We start from the raw sequence: 18,409 nt of genomic DNA on the forward strand, positions 1-18,409 counted from the left end.
AGTTTTGGGAAAAGTTAGACTACATCATATGTATCGGCTGACTTTCAAGAAAATTCAGGTACCCGCCGTTTTTTTGACATAAAAAAGATTTTACCGGGCGATTTCGGTAAAATCCTTGTGCGCTTCGCACGCCTCTTTTTCGTGGGCTTGAAACAGTTCGATAATTGATTTTTCTTCTTCGCTCAGCGCATGGTTTTTATTAAAGCAAATCGATACGTAAAAATAAGGGATGACCTCTTCATCAAGAGGAACCATCGCGATGTCTTCCGCGTCTGAAACGACCATTCTGCTTAACAGGCTGATCCCGCAGTCGACGGCGATCAAAGCTTTCAGCGTCTGGATTTTATCCGTTTGATAAACGACTTTCGGCTTGATCCGGTATTTTTTTGAAAAGTACTGAAAGGCCGTGCGGTGTACGAACGATTGGCCGAGCAAGAGCATCTTTTCATGCTCTACTTCCTGAAAGTTAATGTTGCTGCGGCCGCTGAATCTATGCTGCCTGGAGGTGCATATCACGAGTTCCGAGCGCGTGATGGGGATGCTGACGATCTTGCTGCTATGGATGGGAGAGGCTGATCCGATGATGGCCAAATCGATCTTGTTTTCCTCGATTTTTTTCAAAAGCAACTCTGACCCGTCTTCTACCAAATTAATGAAAGGCAAAAGCCCTTTATCATCGATCTGCTTCATGATATCAGCGGCGTAGTAGCCTCCGATGATCGGCGGCAGCCCGAGGCGTATCGTCGGGTGGTTAAACTCTCTGATTTCCCTGACGGTGTTTTCGACTTCTGTTAAAATATGCCCGGCTTTTTTCTGCAAATATTGGCCGGCAATCGTCAATTCGACGGAGCGGTGCGACTTATTGATCTCGAACAGCTTCACGCCGAGCTCATCTTCGAGGCGGTGAATCGCAAAGGTCACGGATGGCTGTGACACATAGAGGGCTTCTGCGGTCTTTGTAAAACTTCTCGTATAGCAAAGCGTCTGAAAATACTCTAAATCTTTTAAGTTCATATCACAGGTGTCTCCTTTGTTAAAAGGCTATCATTTGTAAATGATAGCCTCTCTTCCGGAATGCTTACAAGTGACAGTTTTGTTAATATCCCGGCTCCCATATTAAACGGCTGACTTCTTCTTCGGCATGTGTGATTTCTTTTTGATTGACTCCGTCTTCAACCGCCTGATTCACAACGGCTTCAGCGACGATTTTTGAGACTTTTCTCATCTCGGCGACCGGAGGCAAAATGGCCGCTCCTTCAACTTGCGGATTGACCAAATCGCCGACGGCCCGCGCCGCGGCTGACAGCATGTTTTGCGTGACGATTTTCGCTTCGGCGGCGATGATTCCGAGGCCAAGTCCAGGATACATCAGCGCATTGTTGCCTTGCCCGATCTGATAGGTGACGCCATTGTATTCGACATCATCAGACGGAATTCCAGTACATACCAGGGCTTTGCCGTCCGTCCATTTGATAACGTCGGCTGCTTGTGCCTCGATCAGCTTCGTCGGATTTGAGATCGGGAAGATCGCCGGACGCTCGACGTGTTTCGCCATTTCTTTGATCGCACCTTCAGTAAATGCCCCCGGCGTAGTTGATGTCCCGACCAAAACAGTCGGTTTCACGAAGGCGATAATGTCTTGTAAATCTTTATACTGCTTGCCGTTCATTTCGCCATGAGGACGTGCGAATTTTTGTTGGCCGTTCGTGAGATCCGGCATGTCATCCGTCAATAATCCTTGTTTATCGACTAAATAAAACCGTTTTTTCGCTTCTTCTACAGTGATGTCCTCCGTCCGCAGCATCTCTTCCAGAATTTGATTGGCGATTCCGACACCAGCCGTCCCTGCCCCGAAAATCAGCACCTTTTGTTTATTTAACGGGATGTTTGACACTTTCATCGAACCTAAGAGAGCCGCTAAAATGACGATCCCCGTTCCCTGAATATCGTCGTTGATCGTGCAGATGTCTGATTGATATGTTTCGAGAATCTTGGCTGCGTTCGCACGGCCGAAATCTTCCCAGTGAAGCAATGCTTTCGGGAATGAATTTGTGACTTCTTTCACAAATTTGTCGATAAATTGGTCATAAGCCTCGCCTCTCACCCGTTCGTGTTTATTTCCCAGGTAATGAGGATTGTCCAACAGCTCTTTGTTATTCGTCCCGACATCAAGGACTACGGGGAGAACCTGGTTCGGATTAATGCCCGCAGCCGCCGTGTAGACGGCTAATTTCCCGGTTGCGATTTCAACTCCGTTGATGCCGCAGTCGCCCATCCCTAAAATCCCTTCGCTGTCTGTCACAACGATTAACCGAATATCCCGTCCGCCGGCAAAGCTTTCAAGCGCCGCTTTCATATTGTCCTGATCATGGATTGACAAATAGACGGCATCCGGGGAAACAAAACGATCGCTGTATTCCTCAATCGCCTCAGCTACGACAGGATCATAGACGACCGGCATAAATTCGACAAGGTGCTTTTCCATCGTATAGTAAAAAAGCGTCCGGTTTGTTTTGTAAATATCCATTAAAAAGATTCTTTGCTCAAGACGAGTTCCCTTTTTTTGATATTGGCTGTAAACTTGCCGCTCCTGTTCGTCAATCGTTTGAACGACGGGCGGAATCAAACCGTTCAGCCCTAATGCATCCCGTTCTTCTTGTTTAAATCCGGTTCCTTTATTCAATAATGGGTTCGTTAAAATACCAATATTTGACATACTATTTCCTTCTCTCTTTTTTATATTTACATGATTCCGATCATGTGCCACCAAAGCATGCCAAGGCCTGTCCAAATCGCAAACGTCAAAGCGGATACGGCGAAGCCGAGGCTGAACCACGCTTTTGAGGAAACATACTCAGAACTGAAATAAAGCGGTCCTGCCAGCGTTCCGTAATTGGTCGGCTGCGCGCACAGCGCCGTCAGGAAAGCCAAATACAATGCGGATGCGACAGGCGGAGCGCCCATGCCGATCAAAATCGCCAAAAACGGCGTATAGAACGCATTGACGTGAATGATCAGGCTCGTAAAGAAATAATGACTGTAATAGTAGATCAAACCTAACACAACGAAAGCGACGCCCCATGACAAACCATGGACCTCCGCGCCTACAGCGTTGCTGAACCATTTGATAACGCCGAAGCGATTGAGCTGAGCTCCCATCATCAACAGCGGTCCGAGCCAGACGAGCAGTTTCCAGGCGCTCTTCTGTTCCGGAATATCAGACCATTTAATAACGCCAAAGAAGACGAGCATCGTGACCCCGATAAAGGCCGCAATCGTTGTGGAGACGCCGAGCGCATTTCCGAAAATCCACAATAAAATCATGACGAGAAAAGAAATCAGCATGTAGATTTCCGAGCGTTTGACCGGACCCATTTTCTCCAGTTCCTTTTGCGCCATCGCCGGTGCTTCGGGCATTTTCGTAATTTCCGGTTTATAGACCAGATAGATGAACAGCGGGATCACGACTAATGAGACAACCGCCGGCAACAACCCGGCCAACGCCCATTGCCCCCACGAAATGTGGACACCGAGTTTGTCCGCCAATGACACCGCGATCGGGCTCGTCGAAATCGCCGTCAGAAATATAGCCGATGTCAGCAGATTAGCGTGGAATCCTAAAATCACAAGGAAAGAGCCAATCTTTCGCGATGTGCCGAGCTTCGGATCAGAACCGTACGATTTCGCCAGCTGCTGGATAATCGGAAAAATGATTCCCGCCCCCCGCGCCGTATTACTAGGAATGGCGGGCGATATCACCAATTCGCATAACACAAGGGCATATCCTAACGTCAATGTCCGTTTGCCGAACAGTTTGACGAACAGATAGGCAATCCTTAATCCGAGTCCTGTTTTCGTAAATCCGACGGCCGCACAATATGCCGCCACTATTAACCAAATCGTGCTGTCACTGTAGCCTGAAAAAGCAACTTCACCGCTCACCGTATGCGTTACTGTTAAAATGATCAAATCAATAAATGCATAAAGTCCGAGCGGAGCCGCATTCAATATGCAGCCAAGAATTGTTGCGAGGAACAATGCCAGCACATGGCCGCCCTGAAGAGAAATGCCTTGCGGATAGTGTAAAAACCAAAGCACCGTTCCAACAATGATAGAAATGAGAAACGGAATCGGCTTAAACGCCGGCTGCCGGGCTTTTCTTTCAGGACCGCTTTCCTCAGCCACAACCATCAACTCCTTATTCCATTTTCGGTACGCTGCTATTGTAGACCCGGCGCCCGGCCAAAAACCCCTATATAATTTTTATACGATTATAAATAAAACTAATACGGCCCGCCCCGTCAGGCTATACGGCGTTCTGATAAATCTTTCTTATCGGCCTATAAATAAACCGTATTTGTGAGTGTTCTCCCGGCTGAACTATTATTTTACGCAGGGAATATTTCATTTCCATAAATAAAGAAAAGAAGGAATGCACATGAACATTTGGACATCGATTTCAAGCGTCATTATCATTTTGTTATTAATTGCATTAGGGTATATTTTGAATGAGAAGGGCTGGTTTGTGGAAGGATTCAACAAAAGCATTTCAAACCTGATTACAAAAATAGCGCTGCCCTGCTCTATCTTTGTATCCGTCTTAAAGTTTTTCACGAAAGAAAAACTGATCGATTTATCCTCCAGCTTAATCTGGCCTCTGTGCGGGGTCATCATTTCCTATATCATTGCCTTTTTACTATCAAAAGCATTGCGGACGAGAAAAGGCAGAATCGGAACGTTCAGAGCTTCTTTTGTCAACGCGAATGCGATTTTCATCGGTTTGCCGCTGAACATCGCGTTGTTCGGCGAAAAAAGCCTTCCTTATTTCCTTGTCTACTATATTATTAATACGATTTCGCTCTGGTCGCTGGGCGCCTTTTTAATCGCCAAAGACAGCAAAGACGAAGCGCACAGCACGCAAAAAATAACGTTCAAAAAGCTGATTTCGAAGCTTTTGCCGCCTCCGCTCCTGGGCTTTCTGATTTCAATTGTGTTTCTATGGTTCCAAATTCCGGTGCCTGAGTTCGCGAATTCTGCGCTGACATACGTCGGCAACCTGGTCACGCCGCTGTCATTGATTTTTATCGGGATCGTCCTTAACAAATCCGGGCTGAAAAGCATCCGCTTTGACAAAGATACAATCGGCGTGTTGCTTGGACGCTTCGTCATTTCGCCGCTCGTGCTGTTTTTGCTGCTCCTGCCGATCCCGCTTTCTTCACTGCTGAAGCAAACATTAATCGTCCAATCGGCTACAGCGACGCCGACCGTCACCCCGATGCTCGCCGCAGAAGCAGGCGGAGACGTTGATTTTGCGACAAACACCGTTGCGACAAGTACGATTTTGTTTATGTTTGTTGTGCCGATTTTGATGCAGTTGTTGCAGTTTGTATAAAGATTAAAGCAGACCGATTTTTTGTGCGGTCTGCTTTTTGCAGAATCCCCCCCTGTCCTAGCTTTTTGTACAAAGACAAGTTATTTCTCGAAGCTACACATAGCTGATTCACACCTCCTAAGGTTCAAATCCAAGTGCGATCATTCATTTAAACAGGGGTATAATCTAATGGCTTAAAATTGTCGGGGCACTCTAAAAATAAATACAGAGTGCCGTAAGCAATCTTAATGAATAAAATATAACTAACTAACATCTTCGAAAAACAACAAAGGCTGAGATGTAGCAGGCAAGGAAAAAATAGGAAATGACTCTTTTTACTTCAAACGAAAAATGACAGCGTTTAAGCTGTCGAAATTTAATCTAACGAACAAATTATATTTTTTTACAGGGCTATCACTCAGTAAATTTGTAATTTTGATAAACGACAGCAAATTTCTTTTTCTTATTTAGCTTACTTAACTTGATTGTACTGTATATTTCTGATGTGAAAGATTTATATATACCTGAAATCCCCAGTTTCCATTTATACGAACCTCTTGCATTCATATCATGCCCTACTTTTACAGCTTTACCATCAGGAACCGATGTAGAAGAACTAGTGATAATCATTAAAGGATCTGTTCCAGATGTACCATTATCGGATGCATACCTCATTTTCAACCCAAAACTCCCTACCGTATAGTGATTTCGCAGCACGAGAGATCCTAATGTGATACCAAGTGATTTCACACTAACCCTGCATGTAAATCTTCTAGCACCGTATTTTTTTTGGAGTATGTTTCCCTTTGAAAAATCGTATCCAGAAGTCTTTACGAATTCATCTTCAGGTGCCTCAACAACATCAGAAGATTCTAATTCAATAGTCGTTCCCATGCCTAAATCTATTTCTTGATTTTCACCTAATTCAACATCAACTTCATTTAAAGTATTTTGTACTCGTTTCCCTACTTTTTCAAGATATTCAGTCTTCTCCGCATGAGTTGCATCCTCTAAAGCTTGGATAAACTCTTGTTTTTTAACTTGAGTTGATAAATCGCTTTCATCAATTTCAAAAATTTTTTCTTCAAAACTTAAATCTTGTGTTTTTTCCTTTGCACTAGCAGTCCCTAAGGCAGTAGGGAATACTAACAAAAAGGAAAATAATAAGGCTAAAGATCTCTTCATTCCAATCACTCTCCAAATAAAGTAAATTTATTGGGTGTATTTAACTGGAAGTCTATTCAACTAATGTTAATATTATCATATATAATCATTAGAAACAATGTCTATAAAGGAAAAAATAAACTTTAATACCATTTTTTAATCTTGATATGAATCAATCTTACCTTCTTGAATATTTCGCTTTATAAAATTTTTTAATTGAAAAGCATCTTAAACATTGTACTCTCTCGCAATTCACACAATTTAACAAACAAATCATTTTTTTGAAAAAACACCTTTTTTTTTAGATGCACATGTGTTAAATTATTGTTACATATGAATAAAATAAATGAACCAAACCAATTAATCTTAATTGCAAAGGCCCTTGGAAATCCATTTCGTTTACAGATTTTAACCATCTTATTAAAAGGAGGTTGCTATGTTAGCGAGCTTGCACGCAAGTTAGGAATCAATAGGACATTACTTTATTTACATTTAACCAAACTTGAGGAGGCAGGAGTCATATTTAGTGAAATGAAAGTTTCATCAGATGGTAAAGCTCTAAAGTATTATTATCTAAAGGAATTTTCCTTTACGATTGATAATGATTTGATTGAGAAATTAGCAAAACAAAAATCTACAGAATGTAAGGAGAATAAAGATGGGAGCCGTTGATATCATCACAATTTTAATACCTATATATTATGCTGTAATGGCTGCGCTTGTCATCGTGGGTATCGTTGCCTTAACCAAGGTTGTCAAAAGGTATTTAAGGAACGGTAAACTGGCTGAAGAGAAATTCAAACTTGAAAGCGAGGAAATAAAGGAGATCAAGCAGCGTCTTGATAAAATTGAAGCATTATTAAAAGACGTAGAATAGTATATTCCCCATTCAGCAGTTATGTACAATGGGGCTTTTTTGCAAAAAACCACCCATGATTTCAATCACGGGTGGTGATGAGGATTACTCGCCTAAATCAACATTATGATAAACCTGCTGAACGTCCTCCAAATCTTCAAGCGCATCGATCAGCTTTTCGAACTGAGCCTGAGCATCCTCGGGAAGCGTTACTTCGTTTTGCGCGAGCATTGTCAGCTCTGCGACCGTGAACTCGGAGATTCCGGCGTTTTGCAGCGCTTCCTGCACGGCGTGGAATTGATCAGGCTCGGCGTAGACGATCACGGCGTCGTCTTCTTCGATGATGTCGCGGACATCGATGTCGGCTTCCATCAACAATTCAAGCGTTTCATCCGCCGTTTTGCCTTCAAAGCCGATGACAGCCGTCGGGTCAAACATGTATGCGACAGAGCCGCTCACACCCATGTTTCCGCCGTTTTTTCCGAATGTAGAACGGACATCAGCCGCCGTCCGGTTGACATTGTTCGTCAGCGCATCCACGATGACCATCGCGCCGTTCGGTCCGAAGCCTTCGTAGCGAAGCTCGTCATAGTTCTCTTCAGAACCGCCCTTCGCCTTTTCGATCGCCCGCTCAATAATCGCTTTCGGGACATTGTATGTTTTGGCGCGCTCAAGCACGAACTTCAGCGCCTGGTTTAATTCGGGATCCGGTTCGCCCTGCTTTGCCGCCACATATATTTCACGTCCGAATTTGGCGTATATCCGGCTCGTATTCGCATCCTTAGACGCTTTCTTTTCTTTTATATTGTTCCATTTACGGCCCATAATGTAACCACTCTCTTTCCATTTCATTCACAAAATCTATTATACCGCAGGGCTTGGCGATTTCATCAAATTGATGCATTAAATTTGCGACATTTTTTTGGAAATCTGCTAGGATGCGAGATTTTGGCCGTCCCCTTTCACAACCACGGTGACAAATATCCCGGCGATCACAAGCGTGATTCCGATCAGGTGGATCATGGTAAATTGCTCCTTCAGAACGATGCCGGATAAGACGACGGCGGAAACGGGCAATACCGACGTGAAAATCCCGGAAATGCCGGCGGAAACCTTCGCCACACCGCTGTACCACAAGTAAAAGGCAAGCACCGTGACGATCAGCGCATAATAAAGCACGTATGACCAATCAAGAAGACCCGGTGCTGTGAAATTGAAAGACAGCGCTTCGATGACGGCAAAAGGAAGAAAAAACAAAAACCCGAACAGCGACACAAACGTTGCAATCGCCAAAGCCGAAATATGCGGGGACAACAGTTTTGCCAAAAGCGTAAACATCGCCTCGCCAACCACAGCAGCTGCGATTAATAGATTCCCGATCAAAGCGTGCGGGCTTCCTGCCGCGTCAGCTCCAAACAGATTGATCGTCATCACGCCCATGACAGCGAGCACGATTCCAATCGCCATCCGCTTTTCGATTCGTTCTTTCAATAGAAAAAAAGCCAAAATCCCGGCAGCCATCGGCGTCGTGCTCGTAATCATCCCGCTCTCCATCCCCGTCGTCAGCTTGACGCCGTAAAGCATGCAGACGCTGAACAGAAAAACGCCGGTAAACGACTGCATCACTAGCACAAACACGTCTTTTTTCGTAAGCGCCGGAAACCCTTTTTCAAAAACAATAAGCAAGGCGATTAAAACGGCCGCCGCGATCAAAAAGCGAATTCCTGACGAAAGAAACACCGGAATCGTTTCGACCATCAGCTTGCCGACGACGACAGAGCTGCCGACGATCGCCATCGCAAGCGCCATTGAGGTGTAAGCCTTCAGTTGATGCTGCATCGATTTTCTCCTGTCTTTATGTATTTAGGGAAATTGTATCAAATTTCCGGAGCATTTTTTATTTTTTTCCGCTTTCTGTCGCTAACGTCTTGATGATCAGGCTTAATTGATAGATTCCCTTTTTAAGATCGCCGGGGGAGGCAAAAGCATAGGATAGCCTGATAAAATTCCCGTTTTCCTGCGCATAGATGCTCCCGGAATTCAGAAGAATGCCTTCTGCCAATGCTTTTGCATAAAGAGATTTCATCGACAGGGGCGGCAGTATGTTCAGCCAAATAAAAAAACCGCCCTTTGGCATGTTCCATGACGCCAATCCTTTCAAGTGTTCTTCCAAAACCTCCAAGACAAAATCCCTTCTCTTTTTAAGCTGTTCCCTGACGTTTTCGAGGTGCTTCTGATAATGTCCGGTTGTCAGCCATTCGGCGGCCACTCTTTGAGACAGCGAGCTTGAACCGTAGTCTGTCTGCATTTTAATATCGGATAAACGTTCGACGACAGGCTCAGGCCCGACGATCCAGCCGATCCTGAGTCCCGGGCTCAGCGTTTTGGAAAAGCTTCCGATGTACAAAACATGCCCGTTTTGATCCATCGACTTGATCGGAGGGGGCGGAGCCTGGTCGATCCACAGCTCGCGGTAAATATCGTCTTCAATGAAAGGAAGAGCCTCATTATTATCAACTTGAACAACCTGAACCCCTAAAGGCGTCAATCGTTCCTTTGCGACAGGCACATTAGGCAAATAACTTTCTGTAGCATATGCTGACGGTGGAAAAGGGCCCAATTTGGATAAAAACTCCCCGCCGCCTGTTCCCATATCCAACATTGATGTGGCATCTTGAATAAGAGAAAGAGCCATGCTTCCATATGACCATGAGAACAGCCCGCTTGTCATTCTTCCTGTGTCAGTAATAAATGAAAAATCCCAGCCGACAAAAGGTTCATCTGCATGTTTTAATAACGAAAAAAATTTGTGATCATTCATTTTTCATCCCTCCAATTCGTTAAAAGATTTCATACGCCTTCATGCGTTGGAGGGCTTCTTGCAAATGTGAAAGGATGTTATGTTTCGTGTTCTTTCGGTTTCTTCTTAAATTACACCCCATTTCATGATTGCAAAAAAAGAAGCCCTAAAAAGGACTTTATTAACCCCCGACAGGCAATTCCGCTACTTGAACACTTCCTGACGCCGTATTATGGCTCTGGGATAAAGCAGCACCGCCAAAGATCACAACTGTTAACGACAAGCAAAGAATGATTTTTTTCATTACAATCCCTCACTCCCTAATGATCTCATTTTGTTTTCGGCTTTCATGGCTATTTTAGCAAATTCTAGTGCTTTCTTGTAATCTCCTTTGTCTTCAAAATAGCTTGATATGAGCAAAGAAAGGTCGTAAACGCCGTCCAAATCGTTCATCTCGTCCAAGGAATGGAGGCCATCTTTGATGCTCTCTACGTTTTCACGACAATACAGTTCATAAATAATATTTATTTTCTTTTCATAATGCTTATTCCCGTTTTTCTCTAGTTCCTCTTGTCCCTTTTGATAATAGTACAGAGCCGCTTCTGTTTCGCCGATTTTGAAAAACTCCCTGACCAGCATGTAAAGAGAGTTGATATAATAACTCGATTCACGCCACTCTGGATTGCTCAACGCGTGCTGTACTGCCAGGATACAATCCTGGGATCGGTCTGAATAAGAATAGAGAATGCTGATATTGTGGTGAAGCATCGCCTCTAAAAATGGATCGCCAATCTCTTTTGAAATTTCAATCGATTCCGCGAAGTATTTCTCTGCGTCTTTAAAGCGCTGCATCTGCATATAATTTGTCCCCATGACAACCTGAGAAATCGCCAGCTTCTTTTTATACCCGTCATACATCTTGTAAATATTCATCGCATCTTTTGCATAATTGAGAGAAACCGCATTTTGCCGGAGAGACATGTACAGCCAGGACACTTTAAAGTAAAACTCAGCCGCTTCAATATCATCGGGAATCTTCGCTAATTTTTTCTCGGCAACCTTATAAAGGCTGATCGCCCGTTCAACATTCTTGTTGTATGCTTCATGCATCGCCTCAAAAAAGTAGAAATAGTAATCAATCATATCATCCGTCTGTTCGATACTCTTGATTTGCGAGGCATTAAAATAAGATTGGCGCGGCAAACGTTCTCCCCTTGCATCATAAAGCATCATCCGATACCGTTCTTCAAGAAGCGAGAAGTAGACCAGGACATTTTGGTTTTCTTCCATTTCTGTAAACATCGACTTAGCCTTTTCAAAAAGCATTTTTGCCTGTTCAATATCGTGCTTTTTAATCGCCAAATGGAATTCGTTCAAGACACCCGCTACAACCTCAGAAGCGACCTTGCTCATATCAAGCCCCCTCATTTCATTTAAGATTGTTGTTTATCTTTAACATGATCGTATCATATGTGTAAATTTTTGTAATGTCCTTTTGTCAATTAGTGTAGTTGCTCTATGTTAGAGTAAACTGGTTAAACAACAAAAAGCCTTGGTAGTGTTTGACCAAAGCTTTTAATTCAAATCTAAATATTACTTATTTCATTAATCGTTTAAGTCCTGAAAAAGTAATTTTAATCCAAATGGTTTTATCTCAACTCATCATCCAAAGGTACAATGACTTCATCTAATGTCTTTATCCACTGCCGCTTCATTTCTGGTCCATATTTCAATGGTTTTGCATCTGGATGTACGGCTTTATACTTCTCAAATTGTTTACTGTTGATGATTCGACCAATATTCGGAATCGAATCTGTTCCTATTACATATTGTATCGCGGACAAATGTAGCTCATCTTCTTCCACAAACCAAGTATTCGCAAATTCATGAATCGCTTTGTCACGTGCTCTAGTGAAGAAGCTTCGTTTCACTGCAAGAATATCTTCCTCTGCATCTATTTCATTGGTATCAATAGCATTTAACATCTTGCGGTACACGTCTTTAACAATTTCTGATTTCTTCAGTTTTTGAAGGGCATTTTCGATCTCGTCGCGGATGTTCTGATTATTGGCCGAGTATGTTTCTAATAGTCGGTCAATATAAGTTGAGTCTATATCATAGATCTTAACTGCATTTTCTCCATAGAATTCAATGTCTGAGAAATCTGGTCCCGGTCCATCTTGGTTCCCTTCATCTTCGAGTGAACCCTTAACCGTGTTATATATACCAATATATTCTTCCAAGGTTTTCACCTGTTCTTGAAGTGCAGTTGATTTCTCCATATCATCGTTGTAGTCATTATATGTAACTAAAGCTTCGTATGAATTGTTTAGCTCTTGAAATGCTTTCACGAACTCGATTCGGATTTCAAGAGATGTGTTCTCATCAATATCGGTTGGATTTGGAACTAACGTAGTTAGCGCTTTGTGAGCCTTTTTAAAGCGTTTCTTCGATTCATCATAAGTCGGATAAACAAGACTAGATTCCTCTTGTGCTTGTGAATATAACTTCGTCGCATTCTTTACATTTTGCTCCATTGTTGAAGGTTTCCGGTATGTCACAATTAATCCTTTTTTCTTTCCTGGATAAGTACGATTGGTTCTAGAGAATGCTTGAATCAAATTGGCATAACTTAAATTTCGATCGACAAATAACGTTTGAATCGTTGGTGCATCGAAACCAGTCAATAACCGATCGACAACAATGACAAGGTCAATTTGTTTACCAAATTCTTTGAACTCTGCTTTCTTACGAGCTAAACGATTGTTAATATCACCATTATATCGTTCAATATCTTCTATCGACCAAGCAGTGTGATAATAATCGTTATATTCCTTAATAATCTCTTTCATTTCATCTTGAATTTGTTTCGAATTGTCTTCGTTTTCTTGAATCGAATAGGTGATCGCTATTCGTGGAAAATCCGGATCTTCAATCGTACGTCCGGTTCGAATTGGATGTCCAGCAAATTCTTTCGTCAACCATTCTGGATCTTTCGTCATTTCCTTAATTGCGGAATAGTAGCGTTTCGCCATATCAATGGAACTGGTTGTTAAAATGGCAGACTTTTGCGGGCGGCCATTTTGGAAATCAAATTTAGTATAGGCATTATCCGGCCTGAAAATCTTATGAATAACTTTTTGAATATGATCATCACTTTCAAACGAAGATGGTTCAAGATATGCTTCCTTTTCTATTCCCTCCATTTGATCAATGATGCGATTAATTTCATCTGCAGTCAAATTGGCGTATTTTTCATTTTGACGCAGTTGATTAAAAATATAATTATTTAATGATGTTGGGTCAATTGTATCTTCGTGCTCTACTTGAAACCCTAAAACAGCACCATCATCTAATGCATTTTTAATGGTATAGGTGTGCAAAACTTCTCCATATTGATCACGAGTGGTACGAGCTAATTGACCTTTAGCCTGTTTTTTATTTTCGTTAAATATTGGTGTGCCTGTAAATCCAAACCAAGTTGAATTTGGAAAGAACTCCTTAATGACTTGCATCCCTTCTGCACTTAACGCACGATGGCACTCATCCACGACAAAGACAATATGTTGCCCTAGTAGTTTCTTAAAGCGCTGAGTACCTTTTTGCTCCTCTTGCCTTTGGGCATAGCGCAAGGCAGCTTCTAATTTTTGACGAGTGGTAATAATCACTGTATTGGAATTGGCATCAGACAGTAGAGTATCACTTAACTCCTTCGCACTTCCAGTTCCGACAATCAAGCTATTCGATATTGCATCACCAGAAGAAATACCGGTATTAAACTCGGAAGCAAACTTGGTGAATTCGGTCGTCGTTTGATTATCTAAGTCTTTTCGATCAATCAGCATAATGGTACGATCTACACCTGCTTTGCGAGCTAATAACTTCGTAGAAACAAAACTTGTCAACGTTTTTCCTGAACCAGTCGCATGCCAAACATAGCCGGATTGATGTTTCATGGCAGATGTAAACAAGGCTTGGATCGCATGAATTTGATACGGCTTTAATACTATTACAGCTTTGTTGTCTTGATCCTCACTTACAATTGTATAATCGGCAATCAATCGATGGGCATCTGGAATATTTAAGACTTGTTTTACAAATTCATAGAGATTTTCTACTTTTCGATTATCCTTTGTTCGCCAGCTAAAGACAAATTTCTTGTGCATGTCTTTTGGCATCGCATTGGCAAAATAGCGAGTCGTTTGTTCGTTAGAGATAACAAATAATTGAAGAGTAGAAAAGATATTATTTCTAAACATCCCTTCTTCTGAGTATTTCTTGATTTGATTAAAGGCTTGAAATACGCCGTCTTTGGCACTGACCTTTTTCAATTCAATTTGAACAATTGGCAATCCATTAATTAAGAGTGTTACGTCAAATCGGCGATCACGACCGTCAAGGTTTGCCTTTTGTTTCGCAATCTGATGAACAACTTCGTATGTAGAGATTCCGCCACCTATGTCTTGGTTAGAATACAGCACTAAAGACATCGAACCTAAAGAGACATCTTCACGTTCAATCGTAATCCGAGCAATTCCATTTTCCCCTTTGAGCCATTTAGCGGCATCAAAGGGGGTCTGTGTTTTCGATAATAACTCTGTCTTTATTGTGTCAAATTCCTTATCAGTAATTGGATGTTCCCCAATTTCTGCTAAGTTATTTTGCGTAATCTTTTGACGCAAGTTCTTCCATAGGTCTTCTTCCGATTTTAAATCAGGACGATAATTCCACTGATTATGCCCTTCACCTAACACTTCAATCAGGCGACGTTCTACTTGAGCTTCATCTTTGTGCGGTATCTTTGTCATGATTCTCTCTCCTCTATTCGGCTTAGACAAACATCTTTTGTAGGAATGCTTTTTTTGTTTCTTTTAAGGCATCTAGTTCACGTTGATGAAGATCAATTGTATCGTCTATTCGATTAAGAAATTCCCCTATTTTATTTTGTTCTTGAATAGATGGAACCCAGATCTGAATATCTGCCATTACATTATTCATCAGTTTTGGATTTCCTACTTTCGATACATACTTCCAAGCAATTCTATTCAATATTTCTGCTACCGTTTTGTTTGCATATCCCTCATTCGAGAGTAAAACACCATTAACATTTGTGCTATAAAATTTCCCTTTTCTAAAATTAACTGTACCTGCATTAGCACCATCTGTAGTCCAAGTAATTGCAGTGTCAAAAAGATATTTATTATAATATCCTAATAGTCCATTGTCCTTAGTTTGAGATGAATATACTGGATATTGATAATCATCAGTTTTACATTTAGAAACCTCCCCTGAAGATAAAACCTGCCCCCTAGTTACTCTAAATATGTCTCCAATCTTTTTTTCTTCCCACTCACCAGTAAAACCTTCAAAACGAATTTCTGGTACAGACTCCCCTTCTTTTGGAAACATTTTTTGCAAGAATCCCTGTTTTGTTTGTTTGAGGGTGGTTAGTTCTTGCTGATGAAGAGCAATCGTGTCGTCTAGTTGTTTGAAGAAATCTCCAATTTTCGTTTGTTCTTCGATTGTCGGAAGAAATAGCTTATAAGTTTGTAGAACGTTATAATACAAACGAACTCTGGTACCACCTTTTTTTTGCATATGAGAAAAATTAGAAAAGCCAGCTGAATAGTTTAGATTCCTTAAAATAAACTCATCATTTGCTTTTTCATTAGTTGTAAATACAGGGTACTCTTTACTTACAAGAACAGGAGTTCCCATAGTGTTTTTATTAAAATGGAAAGTTGAATCATCAGACATGTGGCGGTAAGTAATATAGCTTTCTGGAACAAGATGGAAAGTTAGTGTTTCATCTATTCCACTTCTTCCCCCCTCAAAATATTCCTTTTGTAAAAACAATCCTTTTCTAGATGACGTAGCAATTGGATATATATCCCCTTTGATTAATTCGTTGTGTTCTTTTAAGACATCCCCTAACCTACGTTCTTCCCAATCTTCATTAAACCCTGAAAATCGAATTGCGGGTGTATATTTATTTTCCACGATTAAACACCTCTAACGCACCCTTGATCCATTCAGCATTTTCTTCATCATATTGTAGTGAAGAAATCATGTCATAAAGGCTAGACTCTAGTTCTGCTTTTTCTTTTCGAATGTCTTTGATTTTTGAGCCAATTGCAGCCATATCCACAGGTTCTTCTTCTTCAAAGGTATCTACGTATCGAGGAATATTCAAATTGAAATCATTCTCTTTGATTTCATCGAATGTTGCAACGTGGGCATATTTCTCAACGTCGTCTCGCTTCTTATACGTTTCGACAATCTTATCAATGTTTTCTTTGGAAAGTTTATTTTGGTTCTTTCCTTTTATAAACTCTTTACTTGCATCAATAAATAACACATCACGAGTGCTGCGGTTTTTCTTCAAGATGATGACTGTTGTTGGAATCGATGTGCCAAAGAATAAGTTTGCTGGCATGCCAATCACGGCATCAATACTGCCATCCTCTAATAATTTCTTCCGAATCACACCTTCTGCAGCTCCACGGAAAAGTACACCATGCGGTAAAACGATGGCCATTGTTCCTGAGTCTTTCAAATGATAGAACCCATGTAAAAGAAAAGCAAAGTCTGCTTTTGATTTCGGCGCTAACTTTCCGTAACGATTGAAACGAGAATCATCTAAGAATGTAGAATCTGCAGACCATTTTGCAGAGTATGGTGGATTCATAAGGACGGCATCAAAAGTATAAGGCTCATCTGTCGGCCAATCTTTGTTCAATGTATCCCCATTACGTAACCGCATATCTTCTTTAGTAACGCCATGCAAGATTAGGTTCATCTTCGCTAGATTAAAAGTAGTTGTGTTTAGTTCTTGCCCATGATATTTTACACCGTCTGGATAATTTAGGTAGTTTCGAATATTCAACATCAAGGAACCTGATCCCATGGTAGGGTCAAATACGCTAAACAATTTTTTGTCTTCTTGACCAATCGCGGCAATTCGAGCCATCATGTCAGATACTTGATGAGGGGTGTAAAATTCCCCAGCTTTCTTACCAGCCTCTGAGGCAAATTGACCAATTAAGTACTCATAGGCATCCCCAATCACGTCTCCATCATGACCGATTACATTGACATCATTTAGTTTCTTCAGTACTTCTGTAATCGTAATGTTTCGCTGTTGATCATCTGATCCCAATTTTTTTGATGTCAAATCTACATCATCAAACAACCCGTTGAATTGGTCATATTTCGTAGACAAATCGATAAACGCCTTATTCAAGTCATTCAGCTGAAACGTATTTTGTTTCGCTTGGTTGGCTAATACACTGAATAAATACTTTGGTTCAATATCATAGCCCAATGTATCGACTAACGTTTCAATCAAGTCATTTTTTATCTCTTCATCTGCCAATGATTCCATATACAATTGAGTTTGTTTGTCTTGTGTGTTGTATTCTTCTAACGATTCACCCGCTATTTCAACTACCTTTTCTAATAATTTATCGGACAAGTATTTGTAAAAAATTAATCCTAGTAAATAGTTTTTATATTCTGATGCATCCATTTTGCTTCGTAAGTTGTCTGCGGCGCTATATAATTTTGAATATAATTCAGCCATGGTTGTGTTCCTCACTTTTTCTATTGTTGGTCTAATTGTTTTAATACTTCTAAATAAAGTTGCTCTTCAAGTTCTGCTTGCTTCTTTGCCAAAGCTTGACGCTTTCTTAAACAGAAATAAGCTTTTCCAATTATCCTTTGTTTCTCAATACTTGGTAACTTGATTTCCAACTCTTTTAAAATCGCTGGAGTTAATTTTGGCACAGCACTTCCTTGCATCGAAATTGCCATTTGCCTTTTCATTGCATACGATTCATTCAACGCATAACATAAATAGCTACGATCCAATTCATCATGTTCGATCATGAGTTTCGCAAAATTTTGATTAATGATTTTCCCTCGGTTTAAGTCACTCACTATTCCAGCTTTGGAACTAACAAAGCTGAAAACAACGTCTCCGGCATTGCTCAAATAGCTTTCTTTATGATTTGAATGTCCAGCATCAAAACTAGCTTGTGAGTCTAGAAATGAGCCATCTAAATCATTCATTAAATCCTCATATGTATAAGCAACTAATGTATGATCATTTTTAACGTTGCCTCTAGAAAGGTTTCTTCCTATCTTAACCGTTACAATATCTTCAAGTTTCATATCCCACCCTCATCGATAGAGTATTTCTTTAAAATTACTCAATCTA

The 18,409-nt window shown here is 41.2% G+C and carries 15 protein-coding genes and 1 pseudogene; 3 read left to right on the forward strand and 13 right to left on the reverse strand.

From position 1 onward, the window contains the following. Positions 1 to 90: 90 nt before the first annotated feature. From MHB78_RS19775 to MHB78_RS19785, 3 genes are all read right to left on the reverse strand, one after another. Positions 91 to 1,014 (reverse strand): LysR family transcriptional regulator, encoded by a 924-nt coding sequence (locus tag MHB78_RS19775; protein WP_052948510.1) that lies wholly within the window; start codon positions 1,012 to 1,014, stop codon positions 91 to 93. Between the two features lie 82 nt (positions 1,015 to 1,096). Next, on the reverse strand, positions 1,097 to 2,716 hold the full coding sequence (locus MHB78_RS19780) for an NAD-dependent malic enzyme (RefSeq protein WP_046130405.1): 1,620 nt from the start codon (positions 2,714 to 2,716) through the stop codon (positions 1,097 to 1,099). Positions 2,717 to 2,742: 26 nt separating this feature from the next. Further along, the gene (locus MHB78_RS19785) at positions 2,743 to 4,185 is read right to left on the reverse strand and encodes a DASS family sodium-coupled anion symporter (protein WP_052948511.1); all 1,443 of its coding nucleotides are present in this window, start codon (positions 4,183 to 4,185) and stop codon (positions 2,743 to 2,745) included. Positions 4,186 to 4,438: 253 nt separating this feature from the next. On the opposite strand from MHB78_RS19785, the gene MHB78_RS19790 reads away from it, so the two are divergent. Beyond that, positions 4,439 to 5,392, forward strand: coding sequence for an AEC family transporter (locus MHB78_RS19790; protein ID WP_046130407.1), 954 nt, complete (start codon positions 4,439 to 4,441; stop codon positions 5,390 to 5,392). A gap of 393 nt (positions 5,393 to 5,785) precedes the next feature. Here MHB78_RS19790 and MHB78_RS19795 read toward each other — a convergent pair whose 3' ends face one another. Continuing rightward, positions 5,786 to 6,556, reverse strand: a complete 771-nt coding sequence (locus tag MHB78_RS19795) for a hypothetical protein (protein ID WP_340033081.1) — start codon at positions 6,554 to 6,556, stop codon at positions 5,786 to 5,788. A 312-nt stretch (positions 6,557 to 6,868) separates the two neighbouring features. Here MHB78_RS19795 and MHB78_RS19800 point away from each other — a divergent pair, with 312 nt between their 5' ends. Together MHB78_RS19800 and MHB78_RS19805 are read left to right on the forward strand one after the other, a co-directional pair. Continuing rightward, complete coding sequence (locus MHB78_RS19800; protein WP_046130486.1) at positions 6,869 to 7,207, forward strand: winged helix-turn-helix domain-containing protein; 339 nt, start codon at positions 6,869 to 6,871, stop codon at positions 7,205 to 7,207. Further along, positions 7,194 to 7,412: a hypothetical protein gene (locus MHB78_RS19805; RefSeq protein ID WP_046130409.1), complete on the forward strand. Its 219-nt coding sequence runs from the start codon at positions 7,194 to 7,196 to the stop codon at positions 7,410 to 7,412. Before MHB78_RS19800 ends, MHB78_RS19805 begins: the two co-directional genes overlap by 14 nt. A gap of 84 nt (positions 7,413 to 7,496) precedes the next feature. Here the strand turns inward: MHB78_RS19805 and MHB78_RS19810 are convergent, their stop codons facing one another. The 9 genes and pseudogenes from MHB78_RS19810 to MHB78_RS19850 form a co-directional block, all read right to left on the reverse strand. Next, a complete protein-coding gene (locus MHB78_RS19810) occupies positions 7,497 to 8,216 on the reverse strand; it encodes a YebC/PmpR family DNA-binding transcriptional regulator (RefSeq protein ID WP_046130410.1) in 720 nt (239 codons plus the stop codon). A gap of 108 nt (positions 8,217 to 8,324) precedes the next feature. Then, positions 8,325 to 9,230, reverse strand: a complete 906-nt coding sequence (locus tag MHB78_RS19815; protein WP_082094081.1) for a DMT family transporter — start codon at positions 9,228 to 9,230, stop codon at positions 8,325 to 8,327. 58 nt (positions 9,231 to 9,288) lie between these two features. Continuing rightward, positions 9,289 to 9,891: pseudogene (locus MHB78_RS19820) on the reverse strand (PLP-dependent aminotransferase family protein); the annotation flags it as partial. A 481-nt stretch (positions 9,892 to 10,372) separates the two neighbouring features. After that, positions 10,373 to 10,495, reverse strand: coding sequence for a PhrK family phosphatase-inhibitory pheromone (locus tag MHB78_RS19825; protein WP_082094083.1), 123 nt, complete (start codon positions 10,493 to 10,495; stop codon positions 10,373 to 10,375). Further along, positions 10,495 to 11,604 (reverse strand): Rap family tetratricopeptide repeat protein, encoded by a 1,110-nt coding sequence (locus tag MHB78_RS19830; protein ID WP_046130412.1) that lies wholly within the window; start codon positions 11,602 to 11,604, stop codon positions 10,495 to 10,497. Before MHB78_RS19830 ends, MHB78_RS19825 begins: the two co-directional genes overlap by 1 nt. Positions 11,605 to 11,840: 236 nt before the next feature. Continuing rightward, positions 11,841 to 14,999 carry an HsdR family type I site-specific deoxyribonuclease gene (locus MHB78_RS19835; protein WP_046130413.1) on the reverse strand — a complete coding sequence of 1,053 codons (3,159 nt, stop codon included), beginning with the start codon at positions 14,997 to 14,999 and terminating at the stop codon, positions 11,841 to 11,843. Positions 15,000 to 15,021: 22 nt separating this feature from the next. Then, entirely contained in the window at positions 15,022 to 16,191 is a 1,170-nt protein-coding gene (locus MHB78_RS19840; RefSeq protein ID WP_197672607.1) for a restriction endonuclease subunit S, read from the reverse strand. Then, positions 16,181 to 17,773 carry a type I restriction-modification system subunit M gene (locus tag MHB78_RS19845; protein WP_046130415.1) on the reverse strand — a complete coding sequence of 531 codons (1,593 nt, stop codon included), beginning with the start codon at positions 17,771 to 17,773 and terminating at the stop codon, positions 16,181 to 16,183. The genes MHB78_RS19840 and MHB78_RS19845 overlap by 11 nt, the downstream gene beginning before the upstream one ends. Before the next feature lie 20 nt (positions 17,774 to 17,793). After that, the gene (locus MHB78_RS19850) at positions 17,794 to 18,363 is read right to left on the reverse strand and encodes a restriction endonuclease subunit S (protein ID WP_046130416.1); all 570 of its coding nucleotides are present in this window, start codon (positions 18,361 to 18,363) and stop codon (positions 17,794 to 17,796) included. Positions 18,364 to 18,409: the final 46 nt, after the last annotated feature.

Origin of the sequence: Bacillus sp. FSL K6-0138 (assembly GCF_037982765.1) — a bacterium.
Taxonomy (GTDB): domain Bacteria; phylum Bacillota; class Bacilli; order Bacillales; family Bacillaceae; genus Bacillus; species Bacillus glycinifermentans.